The sequence below is a fragment of the Paenibacillus sp. RC73 genome (assembly GCF_044908085.1).
Lineage (GTDB): Bacteria > Bacillota > Bacilli > Paenibacillales > Paenibacillaceae > Paenibacillus > Paenibacillus terrae_A.
The window spans coordinates 32,777-52,478 of record NZ_JBIYCV010000005.1 but is presented as its reverse complement, the minus strand read 5'-3'; the positions used below and the strand labels follow the sequence as shown (position 1 = coordinate 52,478).

15 protein-coding genes and 1 pseudogene are annotated in these 19,702 nt (G+C 47.2%); 3 read left to right on the top strand and 13 right to left on the bottom strand.

Going from position 1 to position 19,702, the window contains the following annotated elements; translation table 11 throughout:
• Positions 1-23: 23 nt before the first annotated feature.
• A complete protein-coding gene (locus ABH897_RS13455; RefSeq protein WP_283656141.1) occupies positions 24-755 on the bottom strand; it encodes a FadR/GntR family transcriptional regulator in 732 nt (243 codons plus the stop codon).
• A 425-nt stretch (positions 756-1,180) separates the two neighbouring features.
• Between ABH897_RS13455 and ABH897_RS13450 the strand changes: the two are divergent.
• Positions 1,181-1,297 (top strand): annotated as a pseudogene (locus ABH897_RS13450) (SRPBCC family protein); the annotation flags it as partial.
• A 308-nt stretch (positions 1,298-1,605) separates the two neighbouring features.
• Here the strand turns inward: ABH897_RS13450 and rbsB are convergent.
• Genes rbsB through ABH897_RS13420 form a run of 6 tightly spaced genes read right to left on the bottom strand, consistent with a single transcriptional unit; the run spans position 1,606 to position 7,411 of the window.
• The gene (gene rbsB / locus ABH897_RS13445; RefSeq protein WP_283656142.1) at positions 1,606-2,526 is read right to left on the bottom strand and encodes a ribose ABC transporter substrate-binding protein RbsB; all 921 of its coding nucleotides are present in this window, start codon (positions 2,524-2,526) and stop codon (positions 1,606-1,608) included.
• A gap of 33 nt (positions 2,527-2,559) precedes the next feature.
• The gene (gene rbsC, locus ABH897_RS13440; protein ID WP_014281544.1) at positions 2,560-3,528 is read right to left on the bottom strand and encodes a ribose ABC transporter permease RbsC; all 969 of its coding nucleotides are present in this window, start codon (positions 3,526-3,528) and stop codon (positions 2,560-2,562) included.
• Between the two features lies 1 nt (position 3,529).
• Positions 3,530-5,011 carry a sugar ABC transporter ATP-binding protein gene (locus ABH897_RS13435; protein ID WP_283656143.1) on the bottom strand — a complete coding sequence of 494 codons (1,482 nt, stop codon included), beginning with the start codon at positions 5,009-5,011 and terminating at the stop codon, positions 3,530-3,532.
• A gap of 46 nt (positions 5,012-5,057) precedes the next feature.
• Positions 5,058-5,492, bottom strand: a complete 435-nt coding sequence (rbsD, locus tag ABH897_RS13430; protein WP_283656144.1) for a D-ribose pyranase — start codon at positions 5,490-5,492, stop codon at positions 5,058-5,060.
• 1 nt (position 5,493) lies between these two features.
• Positions 5,494-6,372 carry a ribokinase gene (gene rbsK, locus ABH897_RS13425; RefSeq protein ID WP_283656145.1) on the bottom strand — a complete coding sequence of 293 codons (879 nt, stop codon included), beginning with the start codon at positions 6,370-6,372 and terminating at the stop codon, positions 5,494-5,496.
• The gene (locus ABH897_RS13420) at positions 6,365-7,411 is read right to left on the bottom strand and encodes a LacI family DNA-binding transcriptional regulator (RefSeq protein ID WP_404592185.1); all 1,047 of its coding nucleotides are present in this window, start codon (positions 7,409-7,411) and stop codon (positions 6,365-6,367) included. The genes rbsK and ABH897_RS13420 overlap by 8 nt, the downstream gene beginning before the upstream one ends.
• 212 nt (positions 7,412-7,623) lie before the next feature.
• On the opposite strand from ABH897_RS13420, the gene ABH897_RS13415 reads away from it, so the two are divergent.
• Positions 7,624-8,352, top strand: a complete 729-nt coding sequence (locus ABH897_RS13415) for a DsbA family oxidoreductase (protein ID WP_404592183.1) — start codon at positions 7,624-7,626, stop codon at positions 8,350-8,352.
• Positions 8,353-8,455: 103 nt separating this feature from the next.
• On the opposite strand, the gene ABH897_RS13410 is transcribed toward ABH897_RS13415, so the two are convergent.
• Complete coding sequence (locus tag ABH897_RS13410) at positions 8,456-9,244, bottom strand: SDR family oxidoreductase (protein ID WP_404592181.1); 789 nt, start codon at positions 9,242-9,244, stop codon at positions 8,456-8,458.
• A 181-nt stretch (positions 9,245-9,425) separates the two neighbouring features.
• Between ABH897_RS13410 and ABH897_RS13405 the strand changes: the two genes are divergently transcribed.
• Positions 9,426-10,343 carry an AEC family transporter gene (locus ABH897_RS13405; RefSeq protein WP_404592179.1) on the top strand — a complete coding sequence of 306 codons (918 nt, stop codon included), beginning with the start codon at positions 9,426-9,428 and terminating at the stop codon, positions 10,341-10,343.
• A 444-nt stretch (positions 10,344-10,787) separates the two neighbouring features.
• Here the strand turns inward: ABH897_RS13405 and ABH897_RS13400 are convergent, their stop codons facing one another.
• The 5 genes from ABH897_RS13400 to ABH897_RS13380 form a co-directional block, all read right to left on the bottom strand.
• Positions 10,788-13,862 carry a X2-like carbohydrate binding domain-containing protein gene (locus ABH897_RS13400; RefSeq protein WP_404592177.1) on the bottom strand — a complete coding sequence of 1,025 codons (3,075 nt, stop codon included), beginning with the start codon at positions 13,860-13,862 and terminating at the stop codon, positions 10,788-10,790.
• Between the two features lie 486 nt (positions 13,863-14,348).
• Positions 14,349-15,521 (bottom strand): M20 metallopeptidase family protein, encoded by a 1,173-nt coding sequence (locus ABH897_RS13395; RefSeq protein ID WP_044647410.1) that lies wholly within the window; start codon positions 15,519-15,521, stop codon positions 14,349-14,351.
• 111 nt (positions 15,522-15,632) lie between these two features.
• Positions 15,633-17,762 carry an ABC transporter ATP-binding protein gene (locus ABH897_RS13390; RefSeq protein WP_404592175.1) on the bottom strand — a complete coding sequence of 710 codons (2,130 nt, stop codon included), beginning with the start codon at positions 17,760-17,762 and terminating at the stop codon, positions 15,633-15,635.
• 45 nt (positions 17,763-17,807) lie between these two features.
• Positions 17,808-18,704, bottom strand: coding sequence for an ABC transporter permease (locus tag ABH897_RS13385; protein WP_283656153.1), 897 nt, complete (start codon positions 18,702-18,704; stop codon positions 17,808-17,810).
• Between the two features lie 30 nt (positions 18,705-18,734).
• Complete coding sequence (locus tag ABH897_RS13380; RefSeq protein WP_404592173.1) at positions 18,735-19,661, bottom strand: ABC transporter permease; 927 nt, start codon at positions 19,659-19,661, stop codon at positions 18,735-18,737.
• Positions 19,662-19,702: the final 41 nt, after the last annotated feature.

Genomic DNA, 19,702 nt, shown 5'->3' with positions numbered 1-19,702 from the left:
CATGGGTCATTAATGACGTTCTTTTATGCTTTACTTTTATCAAAATAAATGCGCACATCCTCAATCAATTGATTGATGTGAGTTACCATCGCAGATGCCGCTTCATCAGGCTCATGATGGGCTATACACTCCACAATCTGCCGATGGTCTACCACAAGCTCGCTGCCAACGGCTTTCCTAATCAGCGCGGTTGCTGGAAGATGAGCCCCTTCTCCCCATACAAGACGTAAAGCATGCAGTAGCACGCGGTTGCCAGATGCCACAGCGATCCGTTCATGAAACTCCCGGTCCTCCTCAATCGGAACACGCCCATCTGCAATGGCCTCATCCTGTGCTTCAATTGAATGCCATAGCTCTTGAATCGTCTGTTCACTGGCCTTCGATGCTGCCAGCCAAGCTGTTTCTCGCTCCAGCGCACGTCTTGCGATTAGCATATCAAGCAGTGATTCCTCATCAGAAACATTGAGCGCATCCAGCAAGTTCGACTGATCACGCCACTGAGTAAGCTGACGCTCGATATCTGCCAAGCGGTCTTTTCCCGGCGGAGCAAGCAACCTGCCCTTTCGCCCTTTGCTCTCCGTATAGCCCAAGGTATCGAACTCCATCAGCTTTCGTCCAATGGAAGCCTGACTTAATCCAAACTCCTTGCCTAAAACCAGTACCAGCGTCGTGGCACCTACAGGATTATCGTACTTCCCCAAGTAAGAGAGAAGCTTGTGTTCCATTCTTAACTGTTCCATTTCCTTTGCTCTCATTCGTTTCTCCTTTGTGGTATCGTTCGAATGCTCATCTGTGTTCTCGTTTTCCTAATCATAAGAGCTATTTTCATTGTTAATAATCAACGATGATTAACGTAAAAGTTAAAAAAAGTATTGCTTATGTTGCCATTTAACTCGTTAATGAACTTTGAATTTAGGTCATTATAATCCCGCTTTTTTTATTTGTCAATTAAACTCATGAGATAACTAGGAATAAATCAAACTAAAAAGGGACGTATCCTCAAGTCTTGTTGACCCTATGACATAAAATCAATAGTTGGCACACATAGCTGACTGCTAGTCATTTGGAAAGTTTGGAACCTGAATAAGTTTCACTTGAAAACAATTATGAGGAGGAAACAACCCAACTTAGTTTTGGAATCCTAGCTCCCGCCTCGTGGGCGCTACGTCCGAAGAGCCACATAAAGGTTAACCTTCATCTCGAACAAACCGGAATCTCAAATGCACAAGGAGTCGAAGGCGCTAAGTATGGCTGGGGTAAATGGTGCGGCGAGCTTGAAAAGGTATTGGAACAATAATCGCATTCGGTACTAAAACATCTCCTTCCCCAATGCTAAATTAATTGGGTACGATAGTGAAATAGCCCAACATCATAAAACAGATCACTTAATGGTATCTATTGCCCATCAAGTGATCTGTTTTTACACGTATGTCGGCTGTATCTGATTTCGGGATTGGAAACACCACTATATTCCATCTATTTTGCGGGTGGTAACAGCTTCGCTGGTACTACCCCTTATTGGAATCGTCCCTATTGACCAGGCTGGCATTAATTCCATGATCGCATCAGCCCGAAATCTTAAATCTATGGGGGCATACACCCGTTTTATTTCTTCTGATCCACTAGCTCCAGCTTGGCAGGAATTGATTTTTTCACGGTTTTACCCTGGAGTACATCCTGTGCCGCCCGAACTGCCAATTGTCCAATCAGTTCAGGTTGCTGAGCCACGGTTGCCGTGAGCTTGCCTTCCTTAATTGATTTCAACGCATCCTCATTACCGTCAAAGCCGATCACCGGAATATTTTTACCCGAGCTTTGAATGGCTTCAATCGCCCCAAGCGCCATTTCATCATTATGGGCAAATACCGCCTGAACATCCGGGTTGCCTTGCAGCAGGTTTTCCATGACATTCAAACCTTTGGTCCGGTCAAAATCGGCCGACTGTTTGGCAATAACGTTCAGTTCCTTATCCGCTACTTCGTGGAAGCCTTTGCCCCGTTCTCGGGTAGCCGATGCACCTGGTACGCCTTCCAACTCAATGACCTTGGCACCTTTTCCGACTTGATCAATCACGTATCTGGCAGCCATGCGTCCACCCTCTACATTGTCCGAAGCGACAAGCGCTTTTACATCTCCTTTGTCAGCAGAACGATCCAGCGTAATGACCGGGATGTTCAAAGCGTTCGCGGATTGAACGACCGTGGAGATAGCCGACGAATCTGTCGGGTTAATTAACAACGCATTTACGCCTTGCTGGATCAGATCGTCCACATCATTGCTTTGCTTCGCCGAATCATTTTGCGCATCAACGACAATGACCTGTAATCCTTGTTTTTTGGCCTCTGCAACGACTCCATCTTTGAGAGAGACGAAAAATGGATTATTCAGCGTGGAGATAGACAAGCCTATTTTAATGTCCTTCAAGTTCGCGGCTGATTTAGGTTTCGCCCATTCCGGCGGTTCCAAAGAACAGCCTGTCATGAGCAGGAGCAGCAAGGCTGTCATAATTAATGTAAGCTTTTTCATATATGTGGTCTCCTTATATACAGATTAGGTGGTTTATGCAGATTTCTTACGGTCAATCAATACAGCGATGGCGATTACAATCCCTTTGACCACCATTTGATAAAAAGAGTTCACACCCAGCAAATTCAAGCCATTGTTCAGCGTCCCGATGATGAGTACACCGATTAACGTACCTACGATTCGCCCCCGTCCGCCTGACAGGCTTGTTCCGCCCAGTACGACAGCCGCAATGGCATCCAGTTCATAAGAAGTACCTGCTGTCGGCTGCGCCGAGTTCAAACGTGAGGTCAAAATAGCACCCGCCAAAGCAGAGAGCATTCCAGCCAGAGAGTAAATCCAAATTTTCACGCGCGGTACTTTAATACCGGATACAATCGAAGCCTTCTCGTTACCACCGATGGCATACGTTTTGCGTCCAAACGGCGTTTTATGCAAAATGATCCACAGTACGGCAAAGGTAATAAGCATCGTAATCGCCGGAACCGGAATGCCAAACTGGTAGCCGCGGCCGAACAACTGAAATACCAGGCTGTCTCCGAGTCCTGTAATTGGATTACCGTTGGTATAGACCAGCGTCAATCCTCTAAAAATAGTCATGGTCGCCAATGTGGCAATAAAAGGAGCCATTTTACCTTTGGTAATCATCAAGCCATTAATCATCCCCATGACGCCACCCAGCGCACAGCCAATGATAATCGCCAAAATCGGATCGAACCCGGCCAGCATCATATTCGCGACAAATGCACTGGATAGAGCTAGGATCGAGCCAACAGACAAATCAATCCCGCCTGTGAGAATCACGAAGGTCATACCAAACGCAATCAGCGCATTAATAGATACTTGGCGCAACAGATTTAGAATATTAAGGGGTTCCAAAAAGCTGGGATTCAAGACTGATACGATGATGACCAAAATAATGAGTCCCAGTAACGGGCCGAGCTTTTGCGTGATTTGCGACATTTGAAACCCTTTGCCACCTTTAGTTTCATTCATAGTTGTCATATTACTGTCCCCCTGTAGCTAACGTCATAATGTGTTCTTGTGTGGCTTCTTCCCTGCTCAGTTCCCCGGTGATTTTCCCCTCATGAACCACAATAATACGATCACTCATGCCGAGCACCTCGGGAAGTTCTGAGGATACCATGATGATCGCTACTCCGCGCTCGGTCAGCTCGTTCATCAACTGGTAGATTTCCCGTTTGGCACCTACATCCACGCCTCTCGTTGGTTCGTCAAGAATAAGTACGCTTGGGCCAATGCCCACCCATTTGGCAATAACCACCTTTTGCTGATTGCCACCTGACAAACTGCGTACCGTCGTTTCGCCTGATTGAGTTTTTATTTGTAAGCGCTTAATTAATGTATTAACAAAATCCAGCTCTTTTTTGCCTGAAATAAATCCTTTCGACGTAAAGCTGAACAGATTGGGCAGCACCATGTTTTCCCGGATCGAAAAATCCAGCACCAATCCCTCATCCTTGCGGTCCTCTGTAATAAAGCCGATTCCCAGCTTAACCGCGTCATCCGGCTTGCGGATAGCTACCTTTTTTCCCCGCACATGGATTTCACCGCTATCCAAAGCATCCAATCCAAAAAGCGCTCGCATAATTTCTGTCCGCCCCGAACCCATCAAGCCCGAAAAGCCTACAATTTCCCCGGATCGCACGGTAAAATTCACATTTTTAAATAAACCTTTGTGCGAGGCATTTTTGACCTCCAGCACCACTTCTCCCAAAGCAGGTATTCTCGCCGGATAGCGCTCAGTTAGCTCCCTGCCGACCATTTTCCGCACAACCTCATCAAAATCGGTATCAGGAATCGCTTGGGTATCCACTGTTTTTCCATCACGCATGACGGTAATCCGGTCGCAGATTGCGAATATTTCCTCCATACGGTGTGAAATATACACTATGGAAACGCCTTCTTTTTTCAAGGAAGTAATAACCTCAAATAGCTTTTGAATTTCCCGTTCAGTTAGCGCGGCTGTCGGCTCATCCATTACGATTACTTTGGCATCCGTCATCAATGCTTTAGCTATTTCAATCATCTGCTGTTGACCTACGGAACATTCGCCTGCTTCCCCATTCAAAGGCAGATTCACTGCAAGCTTAGCGAATTGTTCATTTGCTAGCGCTTTCATTTTGGTGCTATCCAGCAATCCCCACTTGGATGTCATTTCCTTGCCGATAAACAGATTTTCCAGCACCGTCATTTCCGGCCACACATTCAGCTCCTGGTGGATAAAAGCAATTCCCTTATGCTCCGCCTCTTTAGGGTTAGCAAAATAGGTTTCCTGACCATCAATGATGATTGTCCCTTCATCACGGCGATGCAGCCCAATTAAAATATTCATTAGTGTTGATTTGCCTGCACCATTTTCACCCATGAGTGCATGAACCTCTCCTTCACGGAGATCAAAATCAACACCACTCAGCACCTGATTGGTTCCAAAGGCTTTGTGAATTCCCTTCATTTGAATCTGCATGCTGTCCCCTCCTTTATATCTAAAATGAACTTATCCAAAATAGACTTTATCCAAAATAAACCCCGGCCTGCAGAATACAATTGGCAAACGGTTTATTTTCTCCTGTGCGTATGACCACCTTGGCATAACGGGTCAACTCTTTGAATTGCTCATGCGAACAAAACTCAATGGCGGCGGTTTGCGCCGTGGTCTGCGAATTTTCTGACTGTTTCCCTGCAAATGTGCGGCTAATATACCGTAAAGCTTCCTTATTCCCCTGTTTAATTTCTTCAGCCAACGTTACCTTTTCGACCACCATGTCTGCTGCGATTACATCAACGACATCCTGAAAGGACGGTACGCCCAATTTGAGAGCCAAATCAATTTTGGTAACGCCTTCAGGAATGGGTAAGCCCGCATCGGCCACGACAATATAGTCCGTGTGACCGAGATCCGACAGTACCTTGGATATATGACTGTTCAGGATTCCATGTTTTTTCATATTATAATTGTTCCTCCACTTCACGCCGCGTTGGCATACCACCCTGTGCCCCAAATTTGGTAACGGACAGCGATGCAGCACGATTGGCGAATTTCACACTGTCTGCCAGCGATTTCCCCTCAGCCAGCGCCACCGCAAATGCAGCGTTAAATGTATCCCCTGCACCTGTCGTATCCACGGCTTCTACTTTATAAGTAGGGACAACGATCTCCTGTTCTCCGTCGAAAAACCGTACACCATTGCTGCCTTCTGTAACAAACAACTTGTTCGGATATTGACGTAGAGCCTCTTGAAGGCTTTGGCCCTTGAACATAATAGCGGCTTCATGCTCATTTGGCGTAATGTATGTCGCGTTCTCAATCACACTTGCTTCCACCTCACGAGCCGGAGCAGGATTCAGCAACAGCGGCACCTCATACTTGGCGCAAATTTTGCTCACGTATACGACCGTTTCCTCCGGTATTTCCTGTTGAATGAGCACCATATCCGAATTTCGGATCACATCGATCGCTTCCGCTACATAGGCTGGAGTTATTTCATTATTCGCTGCTTTTACAACGACAATACTGTTATCTCCTTCAGCCAGTACGATATGTGCTGTACCGCTTTCCATATGTGTAACCGGTTTCACATAGCCGACATGAACATGATTTTCTTCAAAGTTCCGTAAAATCTGTTGGCCGAAATGATCATCCCCTACACGTCCAATCATCGTAACGTCCGCTCCGAGACGGGCTGCGGCTACTGCCTGATTGGCTCCTTTCCCTCCGGGTACGGTTGTAAAGCTTTCACCCAGTACCGTTTCTCCTGCGCCGGGGCGCTTGGATGAAGTCACTACAAGATCCATAGAGCTGCTTCCGATAATCGTAATTTTAGCCATGATAATCCACCTTTCTGGTCGTTTCCCGTTCAATGAATTTGACGGGCAATTGTATGCTTGAATGAGTAAGTATGCTTGAATGAGTAAGTATGCTCGAATGAAGATTAGGTACGCTTGACTTCGTTGCTTGCGACTGCTCAATCAGTTGAATCAGCAAGCCTGCTGCTTCCCATCCCATTTCATAAGCAGGCTGCCGAATGGTTGACAATGGCGGGAATAACAAGCTGCTTAACGGTATATCATCAAACCCGATAATCTGAACATCATCCGGGATTTTTTTTCCTAATCTATGTGCCTCATGCATCACCGCTGTAGCCACAATATCGTTACTCGCAATGACTCCGTCCGTATCTGGATGCTTGCTGAACAGCTCTTTGGCCCACAGCTCGGCTTCCTTGAACGAAAAGGACGTCGTCTTGACAACATGATAAGCAATACTCGATTGCTGAAGTTCTTCAACCGCCCCGCGAAAACGATCCTGTGCTGGACGAATATGCGTCGGCCCCTGCATGACCGTAATTTGTTTGCTACCACGGGCCACGATTTCCTGCGCTGCAAGTCGACCGCCATGAACACCATCCGCATATACGGAAGGACTGTCATTGGAAGTTCGATCAAGAAAAACGACAGGGATTTTCAACTTGGCGTAGCAATCAGCATTGGGATCATTTGTAGATGAAATGACGCCAATGACATTATTTTGAATAAAGGTATCCATGTAATCCAGTTCTTTTTGCCGATCCTCATCACTATTGCCAAAAATAATTCGAAAATCATTTTCCTGCATTCGATCCTCCACTCCACGGGCTAGCAAGGGAAAATAAGGATTCGTAATATCCGGTAGAAGCAGGCCAATCAATCTGGATTTCTTTTTGTACAAAGAACGAGCAACTTCGTTGGGTTTGTAATTGAGTTGCTTAACAGCGGCCTCAACCTTGCGGCGTGTATCCTCATGCACATATCCGGTTTCATTAATAACTCTGGATACGGTTGCTACGGAAACGCCGGCATAGCTGGCGACCTGTTTAATTGTTGTCATTGTGTGGTTTCAACTCCAATGTGTAACCGGTTACACATATAAAATATCACAGCATTTATTTTTTGACAAGCACTAAATATTTGCACGCATCAGGCTTTGGCCTTATAATTCTAATGTAACTTATTGAGTTTCACCTTTGATAAAAAATCTAAACGTGAGCTTACTCACTCCCGGTTACTCGATAAAATACGTATACATGGAGGCTTTTCCTTATGAATATCGAAGTTTGGTCTGATTATATGTGTCCGTTCTGTTATATCGGCAAACGCCGTTTGGAACAAGTAGTGAAGCAATTCCCGCACCACGATGAGGTGCAATTGACATTTAAGAGCTTTGAGTTGAACCCGGATGCTGTAAAAGATAGTGGTAAAACGATCAATGAAGAGCTGTCAGCCAAATATGGCGTCAGTCTGCAAGAGGCTCAGGCCATGAATGATCGTATGAACGAAAACGCACGCACGGCGGGTCTGCAGTACAATATTCATGCTATGGTGCCAACCAATTCTCTGGATGCTCACCGCTTAACGCTTTGGGCTCAAACACAAGGCAAAATGCTGGAGCTGAGCGAGCGCTTATTCCAGGCTGTGTTCATAGAAGGAAAACATACGGGCGATCATAAAGTGCTGACGGCGCTGGCTGCGGAGGTTGGTTTGGATCGAGACGAAGCCGCTGCCGTGCTGGCCAGTGACCGCTTTACGGACGAAGTTAGAGCTGATGAAGCCGAAGGTGCTGAGTTGGGTGTTCGTGGTGTGCCTTTCTTTGTGTTTGATCGAAAATTTGCTGTTTCAGGTGCTCAGCCGGACGAGGTATTCCATGATGCCCTGCAAAAAGCATGGGACGAACGCTCTCCGTTCACGATGGTAAGCGCAAGCTCCTCGGCAGACGATACAGGGGGTGTATGCACAGACGACGGTTGTGAGCTTCCACGCCGCGAGAACTGATTGGCCGGTGAAAGCGATTCACAGCTTCTTAACTCCCCCTCCTAAAAAGCGTGCTAACATCTGATTCATTCTGATGCTGGCACGCTTTTTTTTTTAATATTTGTTACAACGATTTGATCATCCCACCATCGACAAGAATGGTGCTGCCTGTCAAATAGGACGAGGCTTCAGATGCCAGAAAGGCAATCACCCTCCCGAACTCTTCCGGCTCCCCATATCTTCCCAACGGAATACCCTCTTCTGCTTGCTTGCGAACCTGATCCAAAGTTTGCTGAGTCTTCTCGGCCCGATGCTCGTCCAAGCTTCGCACACGATCGGTTGCGATTCTTCCCGGCGCTACGGTATGTACCAGGATATTGTAAGGAGCTAATTCCAGAGACAGTGTTTTCGCCAATCCAGCGACACCCGTACGTAGTGTATTCGAGATAATAAGACCCGGAATCGGCTGCTTAACCGACGAGGATGCAATATTTAAAATTCGGCCGCTTTGTTGTATTTTCATATAAGGTAGAGCTTCACGAATTAACCGGATATGACTAAGCAAATTTTGCTCAAAGGCTTGCAGCCAAACTTCATCCGTAAAATCATCAAAGGTTCCCGCAGGAGGCCCGCCCGCATTGTTAACTAAAATATCGACGGTGCCGAACAAATCTGCTGTACGACGGATAGCTTCGGAAATATGTTCAGGTTTCGTTACATCGCAAACCACATATTCGACGCGCCCGCTGGCCGTTTCCTGGAGTTCAGCCTGTGTATGTTGAAGCTCCGCTTCGTCCCGTCCCGAAATCACGACATTCGCACCTTCACGTGCCAACTCCCTCGCGCTTGCCTTGCCAAGTCCTTTACTGGAGCCTGCAACAAAGGCAGCTTTTCCCGTTAATCCTAAATCCATCTATGCCACTCCCTTTTCTCTGTGTTCTCTATTTAATTGTACACATGAACAGCACATAATGCGAGTAGCCCCTCTTGGGTTATATAAAATTTCATTATACGCCCAGCCTATTTCCACAGTATAATGGACAATGCACATGCATTTTTAAGAAATCGCACAATAGAAAGAAGATGAACCAGATATGTTCGGCACCATTCTTTTAGACGTGGTTTTACCTATTTTTGTACTCATCGGTTTTGGTTGTATCATGCAATATTATTTTCAACTGGATTTGTATACCTTAGCTAAGATCAATTTTTACTATATTACCCCTGCGGTTGTGTTTACCGGTCTTTATAACTCGGAAATTTCGTTAATGCTCATGGGCGAGGTTTCTCTTTTTTACGCCTTGTACATAGCCATTCTGTACGTCATCAGTACAACTGTTGCCAGATCTCTGAAGTATAGCCCCGGAATGCGGGGAGCTTTTACAAACAGTGTCATGCTTGATAATTCTGGAAATTACGGCCTGCCGATCAATCAGTTAGTATTCAAAGGTGATCCGCTGGCTACGTCCGTTCAAGCACTGATTATGACCTTTCAAAGCTTTGTCACGTTTACATACGGTACTTTTGTTGTACAGAACGGCAAGGCCGACACTCGAAAAATTCTGATTAATTTTTTGAAAATGCCGGTTCCTTATGCCCTCGTGCTGGGCTTGCTGCTGAATCTGTTACACAGTCCATTGCCCAATTTACTGGCAGAGCCGTTGAATTATATCAGCCAGTCGATGGTTGCCGTTGCTCTGCTTACCTTGGGAGCGCAAATTGTGCAATATCCCTTTCGTCTGCGGCGTACAGCCGTGTATATCAGTATGGTGCTGCGTCTGATTGCCGGTCCTGCGGTCGGTTTTCTGCTCGTACTCCTGCTTGGGCTTAAAGGGATTCCAGCACAAGCCCTGCTGATTGCATCTGGTATGCCTACCGGTGTTAATACAAGTATTCTGGCGGAAGAATATAAAAACGAACCCGATTTCGCAGCCCAAACGGTACTTCTATCTACCATGGTGAATGTCATTACAATGACACTGTTGATTTCAGCATCCCGGTATCTTGTTTGATTGGATTGGATTATACAAGCCGAATAGTGCTTCCCATCGCCACCACTTCTCTTGTACAGCACTATTCCGCCTACTCCGTTTTTAACGTTCATTTTTTCGTGTTCGACTTATATGGAACCGCTTTTGTCTGAGGACAAGAGCATTTTTTCCCTCAAAAAAAGAACATATGTTCGTAATTATTTGCCTTTTTCCTGATTAAAGTGGTATGTGTGTTTTGTGGAGATTGTGTGCGAGAAAGAATTGTTTATCTATTATGAACTTTTCATATAGTGAAATAATTATATTGGTGTGTTAATGAGAATCAACAATACCAACAAAAATAAAGCCAGCTCGCTCATCAGGAGTGGCTGGCTTTAGGATTATTCTTATGCTAAATGCTGCAAAGCAGTTTAGCCATTTTAGCAAAAGTCCCCTTTCGTTCGGATTTAGCTTACTTATCAGGATTTACGGCTCTATCCCCCATTGCTTGCTTCCAGACAAGTAAGCAGTTACCCTAGTGGAATCTTTTAAACTGGTTGCTGTGGCGTCAAAGGAATAATCATCGGTTTGGGTGTAATTGCTCCAATCCGCTTTGGATATCCGTGTTTGTAGCTCCACACTTTGACCGGGATCTAAAGAACCCGCACCTGGCTTAAAGCCAATTTCCACATAAGAATCTGCTCCCGGTTTTGGATTGGACAGCGTTTTGAATCTGGCGATCACATTCTCAGGACCAACACTTGACCAATCTGCGAAGAAATTTTGGGACTTCTCCCCATTTATAGTGTAATAATAACTCATCGTCACATCGGCAAGGGAAACGGACGAGCTTCCTGTATTCGTAATTTTAAACTTGGAGCTGATCGTATTACTTGTTTCGGATACATTCCCATTGAAGGTCTGTACCTTGAGAACACCCTGTTCTGTTCCCGGCTCGCTAGATGTATTTTCTTTTACTGTCACCGTGAACAGCACATCGCTACCTGCATTAAAATGAAACGTTAGCGCTGTGTCTCCTTTAGGGAGTTTGGACAAATACCTATTGGAGAAGGTGACCGTTTCGCCATTGAGCGTATAATCTTCACCTTTATTCAGCACTACGCTACCCTGCTGGATGGCGTCTAACGTATTTCCGCTAAGTGTAAGCTTGACGGAAATATCAACATTGGTATTATCCGGTCCATAGGTTGCAGTCGTCGGCGTAATGCTAGACTGACCCGCAGATGGTTGATCACCGTTCACTCGATCCGCCACCAGAATACCACGGCCATTTGTTCCCAGATAAGCACGTCCATAAACTCGTGGGTCACCGATAATGGTGGTCACCCGAGCATATTGATGATTGTCGTCATTAATGCGTACCCAGTTTGCGCCAGCATCGTCCGAACGGTAAAATCCACGTGTACCGTCGATTTTACCAACGATGAATACAGCTGCATTGGTACGATTCGGTGCTGCTTTACCAAAGCCTACAAAGTCTGCCTCCTGCACATTAGCGAGCTTGGTGAACGTAACACCGGAATCCTTGGAATGCCACAAGCCGTATGGCCCTCCATCCTCAGAACCCCCAGCGAACCACACATCCCCTTCTACTCCACGTACTGCATCAATATCGGCATTACCTACGGTTGGCAAGCCAGATACCGCCGAGGCTGTGAACGATACGCCTCCATTGGTGCTGACATATATTTTTCCGGCCGCGAACGCATAGTATTTGTTGGAATTCACCCGATCCGAGGCAATCTTCGCGTTCGCTGGAATACCTGTACTTGCGGTCCATGAGTTGCCGCCTGTTTTGGAGTAAAATACGCCTTTGTCCGAGGTACTCCAGAGTAAGCCATTACCATCGGCCGCAACGGCTATGCTTCCCCCTCCTGCTGTGCCGGAAGGCTCACTGTTCGCTTTATACCAGTTTGCTCCGCCATCATTGGAGAAGCCGATGGATTTGGCATTCGGATCTTTTTGGTAATCGGCTTTGCCTACCCGCGCCATAAAAGCTGGATTCAGCTCGGCATAGTCGATACTTTCACTGCTTGTAAAAGTGGGATTATCCAGCATTTTAGCTGGAGCCTTGAACAGATCGTCATGTCTGAAACCGGAGACATCCCCTACTGCGCTCACCAAAGGTGCACCGGTTGGAGGGCTTACGAGATCCAAGATCGCCGTTTCCTCTAATCCCTTAGCTGCTACCGAAATGTCCAGCTTGCTGCCTTTGTCCCAGTTGGTCACATTTTTGGAGCCGTAAATGGTAGCTCCTGTGCCGTATAACATATGGTCTGAATTAAATGGATCAATCTCCAGATCCCCGATCATCCAGCCCAGCTTGGGCGATACTTCCGGCGGAGCAGGGTTGGCATTGAAAGTCAGCCAAGGTGCAGCTGTTATATCCAAATTGTATTTCAGCTTGCGAGTTGGATAACCATCGAATTCCCAAATAGGACTCCAGGTTGCCCCACTATTGGTGCTGCGATAAATCGTTGCATCCGGCCACCAGGAATTCAGCGTAGCCACCATCAGAGTACCCGGCTTCTGCGCGTCTACTGTCAGTCCACCATATCCAAAATAATTGTCCGTGCTGCTACTGGCAACAGGACTTATATTGGTCCATTGACCGCTGGCTGTATTCAATTTCCACACATCACCCTTTGTCCCGTCATATGGACCTGCTCCATCGCTATAAGAGATATACAGGTTGCCGTCCGATGACAACACGCCATGATGCGGTAAATAGCCCGTTGGTTGCCCTGCTACAGCAGACCAGGTTGTCCCGCCATCTGTACTGCGATAGACACTTTGATTCTTATCAGCTACCCCCACATAAATCGTCTGTGTAGCTTTGCTGGAAGAGCCCGTCTTTTTGTCAAACGTAATCCAGGCCAAACCGACGATATCACTGGTGTACTCATTGGAAGGGTCCTGAACATACGTGCCCGGATTCGGGAAGCTGCTTACCTTGCTCCAGGTTGCCCCGTAATCCGAGCTTTTCCATAATCCATTACCGCTCCGTGCCCCGAAGAACAAAATATTGTTCTTATTAGGATCAATCGTCAGACGTTCGCCCATCGAGCGGCCTGGCATATTGCCTCCCACCTTAAAAGGAAGCTTCGTTGTCTGCCACGTATTGCCCCGGTCGGTCGACCGCATAATCTGCCCGTTTTGCTTGTCCCAGGAATTGGTATACGTACCTGTAGCTATATATACACGATTCGGATCAACAGGATCGGTCGCCAACGCATCTACGCCATTTTTGTTCCAATCTTCCCAACCCACAGAATCCGTCAACGGAATCCAGCTCTCGTCAGCGGGATTCCAGCGGTAAGCACCTCCGATATCCGTACGGGCATAGATCAGATTTTTTTCCTTCTCATTAAAAATGATACCAGGCACAAAACCGCCACCGCCACCCGTGACCACACTCTTCCAGGTGTACTCATCACTTGGAGCGGCAGCATGTGACTGCGTTATCAACCCTGTCCAGGAAGCACCCGCTACCACAAGCGCCAAACACGCGATCCTAAACCTGCTTTTTGCCTTAGTCAATGAATTCAACCTCCTTCTCTATATTCATTTGAATATGCGAGTCATTTCCAGATGAAAGAAATCAGTCGATTCCAGATTCGTTCCTAATCATTGTCTTTCCAACAACCAACATAGTCTGATAAAAGCTTCTCTCGGCCTCACCCCCAGTCGTTATCAATGAAATACAACAGGAATCACATTTTATAAAGCGCTTACATTTGTCTCGCTCAATAGATTCGTCATCCTTTTCTCATTTCCTTGTGTAAAAAATCAAGATTATGTTAATATCATTACTTACTCCACAGCTTACAGTATGGGTTTGATCCTTTACTTGGACATTGATACCTTTTACGTATTTCTATTATGAATTTTTCATGTATTGAAATAATTACTTCATTTCTCATTCTTTAATATCTGTCAAAATACTTTGATATACGCCAAAAAACCGCGCTATGCGCGGTTCCGGTTTACGTGAATGCCATCGATAAACTTTAAATATATCCTTTATTATTGCAAATATTCAAGCGCCAGTGCCAAAAATATGTGACCTGACACAAGCAATGCACGTTCATCAAAATCAAAATGAGGATGGTGGTGAGCATAATGTGTTCGTTCATCCTCATTACGCGCACCCACATGAATGAAAGCTCCCGGCCGTTTCTCCAAATAATAAGCAAAATCCTCTGCTCCCATGACCGGCTTCAGATCCAGAAAAGCGTCTGCTCCATACAGCCTGCCGACAAGCTCGCGAACACGTTCGGTTTCGGCTTCAGCATTCACCAGTGAAGGATAGCCATTCAGATAGTCAATTTCATATCCTGCATGATAAGCCTCAGTCAACCCCTTGACGATACTGCGAATTTCATTCTCGACTTCCTTGCGCACTTCTTTATTAAACGTACGCACCGTTCCTTCGATTTTAGCCTTATCCGCAATGACATTGAAGGCGGTTCCTGCCTGAAAAACACCAATGGTCAACACTGCTGATTCAATAGGGTCCACCCTGCGGCTGACCACCTGCTGTAATCCATTCACAATTTGGCTACCGATGACAATAGAGTCTACCGTCTGATGCGGTCGCGCGCCATGCCCGCCTTTGCCATTGATCTGAATCGTAAATGCATCGACAGCCGCCATGGCGGGCCCACTCTTTAATCCAATTTTACCAAGTGGAATTTCAGATGCGAGGTGAATACCGTATACCGCCTCCACCCCATCCAGACAGCCATCCTCAATCATGAATTTGGCTCCGCCAGGCGGTTTTTCTTCCGCATGTTGAAAAATAAACACAAGCTTTCCCTTCAGCGTCTCACGGTTATGGCTCAACACGCGTGCCACTCCTAGTAGCGCAGCCGTATGACCATCATGTCCGCAAGCATGCATAACACCAGGAACGGTCGATTTATAAGGCACATCCTTTTCATCCTGAATGGGAAGCGCATCAAAATCAGCACGAAACGCAATCGTTCTGCCCGGCTGCCCGCCCTCTAAAAACCCGAGCACGCCGTTCCCGCCCACATTCGTTCTTACCTCAATACCAAAAGAGCGCAATTGATCGGCGATAAATGCAGACGTATTCGTTTCTTCAAAAGAAAGCTCGGGATGCTGATGCAGATGTCTTCTCCAGGCAATCAGGTCTTGCTCACCATCTTTTAATTCCTGAACCCATTTCTCTAGCATAATACCCTCTTTTCCTATTGAATTTATATACTTCTATCCTTATCTTACCATGAATTTACTGTAGAATCTCCTATGCTGCCGATATCAAGCCAAAGAAGATATGTCTTTGATTTAGGCCGGGTAGTGACAAGCGGCATAATGTCCTGTGCCAATCGCTGTCAGTTCCGGCGCTTCCTCACGGCAACGCGAGGTCGCCAGCGGACAGCGGGTATGAAAACGACAGCCGGACGGTGGCTTCGCAGGCGAAGGAATCTCACCTTGTACCGTAACCAGCTCCCGTCGGTTTTTCGGATTCGGATTGGGGATGGAAGCAACAAGCCCTCGGGTATAGGGATGCGCCGGATGCCGGAAAAGCTCCTCGCTTGGCGCAATTTCTACGAGCTTACCCAAGTACATAACCCCAATCCGATCCGATATATGCCGGACGATGTGCAACCCGTGCGCGATAAACAAATAGGTCGTATCCAGTTTACGCTGTAAATCCTGAAGCAGATTGACAATTTGCGCCTGAACGGAAACATCCAAAGCCGACACTGCCTCATCCGCCAAAATAAACTGCGGTTGCAGCGCAATTGCACGGGCAATCCCGATCCGCTGGCGCTGTCCTCCCGAAAATTCATGCGGAAATCGTGTGATCAGCGAAGGCGACAATCCGACTGAACTTAGCAGTTCCTCAACCCGTTCCCGTTTGACCTTGCCACTCAGCCCTTCATGAACCGCAAGCGGTTCACCGATAATATCCCCCACATTCCAACGCGGATCAAGTGATCCGTAAGGGTCTTGAAAAATCATCTGCATATCACGGCGCGCAGCTCGTAATTCGGAATTCCCTAACTTTGTCAGCTCCCGGTCCTGAAACCATACCTGCCCTGAGGTTGGGCGTTCCAACTGCATCAGAAGACGACCTAAGGTAGATTTACCGCTGCCGGATTCACCGACCAGTCCAAAAGTTTCGCCCTGTCGGATTGAAAATGATACATCATCCACCGCCCGGATGGAAGCACCTGTTCGACCGGGAAAGCTTCTTTTCACCGAATAATACTTACGAAGTCCATCTACCCGGAATAAGTCCTTGTTCTGCCCGGTGTCCGTGCCAGTTACATTGGATATTACAGATTCCTTTACCTGTACGCCAGCACTGCTCACCATGATCCCATCAACAGCAGATATGTACAGTGCCCCTTCCTTTACTTCTGCCGCTTCTTCAATAGCATCTGCCGAGAACTGCTCTTCCTCCAACAGCTCTGAAATACGCCAATCACCGGACGCAGCCAATTGCTCCGAATGCCAGCAAGCTACCTCGCGTCCATCCTTGGCAGCCAACGGAGGCACTTCGTTTTTGCATTGATCCGTCGCATGCGGGCAACGGGGGTGAAACAAGCAGCCGGACGGCAACGCACTCAAACTGGGGATGGCCCCAGGGATCGAAAACAGCTTGCTGCTGCGATCTGTATCCAGCGTTGCCACCGAACGAAGCAAACCTCTTGTGTACGGATGCAGCGGCAGCTCGAACAGTTCTTCCGTTGCGGCCTGCTCCACGACTCGCCCGGCATACATCACGACAATTCGATCCGCAACCTCCGCCGCAATACCCAAATCATGCGTAATCAACAGAATCGACATGTTGAATTCCGCCTTTAATTCCTGAAGCAACTGCAAAATTTGGGATTGAATCGTTACATCCAGCGCCGTCGTCGGTTCATCCGCAATCAGCAGTTCAGGGCCACATGACAGCGCCATCGCAATCATCGCCCGTTGCAGCATCCCGCCAGACAGCTCTCCGGGATACTGCTTCATACGGATTTCTGGCTCGGGAATCCCTACTCTGTTTAGCAAATGAACCGCATGAGCCCATGCCTGCTTCCGTGTCTTCCGATCATGCTCCATAATGATTTCCATCAGCTGATATCCAATGGTGTACACCGGATCAAACGCAGCCATCGGCTCCTGAAATACCATCGCCATCTTTTTGCCGCGAAGTGAGCGTAATTCCTGTTGCGACAAAACAGTCAAATCTATGCCCTTCAACCGTATTTGTCCTTGGGCAATTCGTCCGTTTTCATAATCGATCAGCCGCATAATCGCCTTGGAGGTAATCGTTTTTCCGCTACCAGATTCACCAACGAGGCAGACCGTTTCCCCCGCCCCAATCGTCAGCGATACGTTGTCGAGTGCTTGCAGCAAACCTTTTTTAGTGTGAAAATCGACCGACAAATGTTCAATCTCCAGCAATGATGACAAACGAACTCCCTCCTTCTATAGCACTAACGAATAGGCTGCCTGATGCTAGTTTGCGTTCTTTTTCGGGTCCAGCTCATCTCTCAGCTTGTCGCCCAAAATATTGACCGACAGCACGAACAACGTAATGGCTAGACCAGGAAAGGTGCATATCCACCAAGCCACTGTCAAATACCCGCGTCCCTGAGACAATACCGTTCCCCAGTCCGGAATTTCTTTTACCGTGCCAAGCCCCAGAAAGCTTAATCCCGATCCGGCCAAAATAGCGCTGCCGATTCCAAGCGTCGCCATCACAAGCAAAGGTGACAGGGAATTAGGAAGCACATGTCGCCAAAAGATGCCGAAAGGTGTAACTCCGATGGAGCGTGAAGCCGTAACGTAAGAACGTCCTTTTATACTCATTATCTGTCCCCGCATGACCCTTGCGTAACCCGGAACAGCAGATATGGCTACCGCCAGTACGATATTAAACAAACTCGGTCCAAGAGCTGCCGCAATCGCTAAAGCCAACAGAATGCCGGGAATGGTCATCAAAATATCAATCAATCGCATCAGCACTGTGTCCACGATGCCACCGATGTAGCCTGACAGTGCTCCGATGATTCCACCAGCCAGACCACCGACGAGCACCGACATAAAGCCGATAAACAGGGAATCCCTACTTCCATGAACAACCAAACTGAATATATCCCGTCCAAAATAATCCGTTCCGAACCAGTGAGCAGCGCTTGGACTCTGTAAAATCTGGTCGCTTAACATTTCTGTTGGCTCATAGGAAGCAATCCATTGCGGAAACGCCGCACAGGCGATCACGAATACAATAATCAGTCCTGCCGCATATATGAACCCATCCGACACTCCCCCAAACCGCAATCTTCCAGTTTTCCAAGCTACCCGCTGCTTTCTTTCCTTCCAGACTGTTTTGGCCGCCATCGTTTCTCTCAACTGTCTTCCTCCTCCCTGATTCCTGCCGACTTACGCCGAGCGTCTAACCCTTGGATCAATAAATGTATAAGATATATCCACCAATAGATTTACGATCACGTACATGATGGCAGAGAACAACACAACTCCCTGCACAACTGGTAAATCCTTAGCCATTATCGCATCCGCAATTAAACGTCCAATACCTTGTCGCGAAAATACCGTCTCACTCACAACTGCTCCGGCCAGCATTTCTCCCATCAGCATCCCAATCATCGTTATCGCCGGAATCAACGCATTACGCAGTGCATGGCGATACATAATGACCTTCTCCGATAAGCCTTTGGAACGGAGTGTAACGATGAACTGCTCATTAATGACCTCCAGCATACTGTTGCGTACCATTCTGACAATAAACCCTGCACCGACAATGCCCAAAGTGAGAGACGGAAGCACAAGTGTTTTCCAGCCGTTCGAGCCCATTGCAGGCAGCCACCCCAAATGAATGGAGAAAATAAGCAACAGCAAAATTCCCGACCAGAATGTGGGCATGGAAATGCCGAACAATCCGACGATTCGCGCGATGATATCAATTGGCTTATTCCGATGAATGGCCGACAGTACTCCAAGCAGGACACCGATGATGACCGAAATGGCAGAACCGACAAGCGTCAACGCCAATGTAGGCGGGAAATTAACCCATATCTTAGGCAACACCGGATCAGCATTCAGCAGTGATTTTCCAAAATCGCCTTGCAGCAGCTTTCCAAAATAGTTTAAAAATTGCACATGGAAAGGCTGATCCACTCCTAGCTGATGACGCAAATTGGCGATCATTTCTGGCGTGGCCGTCGAAGGGTCCAAAATCGAATCTACCGGGTCTCCCGGAAGCAGATACAAAATGCTGAACACCAGAATACAAGATCCCAGAATAACCAACAGAGAGGTAACAAATCGATCTACAACTGCTCTGAACATGACGTACATGCTCCTTTCTGTTTGGAATGTTCTCAGAGCTC

Excerpts from the sequence above, each read along its gene's own strand:
- ABH897_RS13455 (WP_283656141.1), bottom strand. The coding sequence starts at position 755 with ATGAGAGCAAAGGAAATGGAACAGTTAAGAATGGAACACAAGCTTCTC.
- rbsB (WP_283656142.1), bottom strand. The coding sequence starts at position 2,526 with ATGAAAAAGCTTACATTAATTATGACAGCCTTGCTGCTCCTGCTCATG.
- rbsC (WP_014281544.1), bottom strand. The coding sequence starts at position 3,528 with ATGACAACTATGAATGAAACTAAAGGTGGCAAAGGGTTTCAAATGTCG.
- ABH897_RS13435 (WP_283656143.1), bottom strand. The coding sequence starts at position 5,011 with ATGCAGATTCAAATGAAGGGAATTCACAAAGCCTTTGGAACCAATCAG.
- rbsD (WP_283656144.1), bottom strand. The coding sequence starts at position 5,492 with ATGAAAAAACATGGAATCCTGAACAGTCATATATCCAAGGTACTGTCG.
- rbsK (WP_283656145.1), bottom strand. The coding sequence starts at position 6,372 with ATGGCTAAAATTACGATTATCGGAAGCAGCTCTATGGATCTTGTAGTG.
- ABH897_RS13420 (WP_404592185.1), bottom strand. The coding sequence starts at position 7,411 with ATGACAACAATTAAACAGGTCGCCAGCTATGCCGGCGTTTCCGTAGCA.
- ABH897_RS13415 (WP_404592183.1), top strand. The coding sequence starts at position 7,624 with ATGAATATCGAAGTTTGGTCTGATTATATGTGTCCGTTCTGTTATATC.
- ABH897_RS13410 (WP_404592181.1), bottom strand. The coding sequence starts at position 9,244 with ATGGATTTAGGATTAACGGGAAAAGCTGCCTTTGTTGCAGGCTCCAGT.
- ABH897_RS13405 (WP_404592179.1), top strand. The coding sequence starts at position 9,426 with ATGTTCGGCACCATTCTTTTAGACGTGGTTTTACCTATTTTTGTACTC.
- ABH897_RS13395 (WP_044647410.1), bottom strand. The coding sequence starts at position 15,521 with ATGCTAGAGAAATGGGTTCAGGAATTAAAAGATGGTGAGCAAGACCTG.
- ABH897_RS13380 (WP_404592173.1), bottom strand. The coding sequence starts at position 19,661 with ATGTTCAGAGCAGTTGTAGATCGATTTGTTACCTCTCTGTTGGTTATT.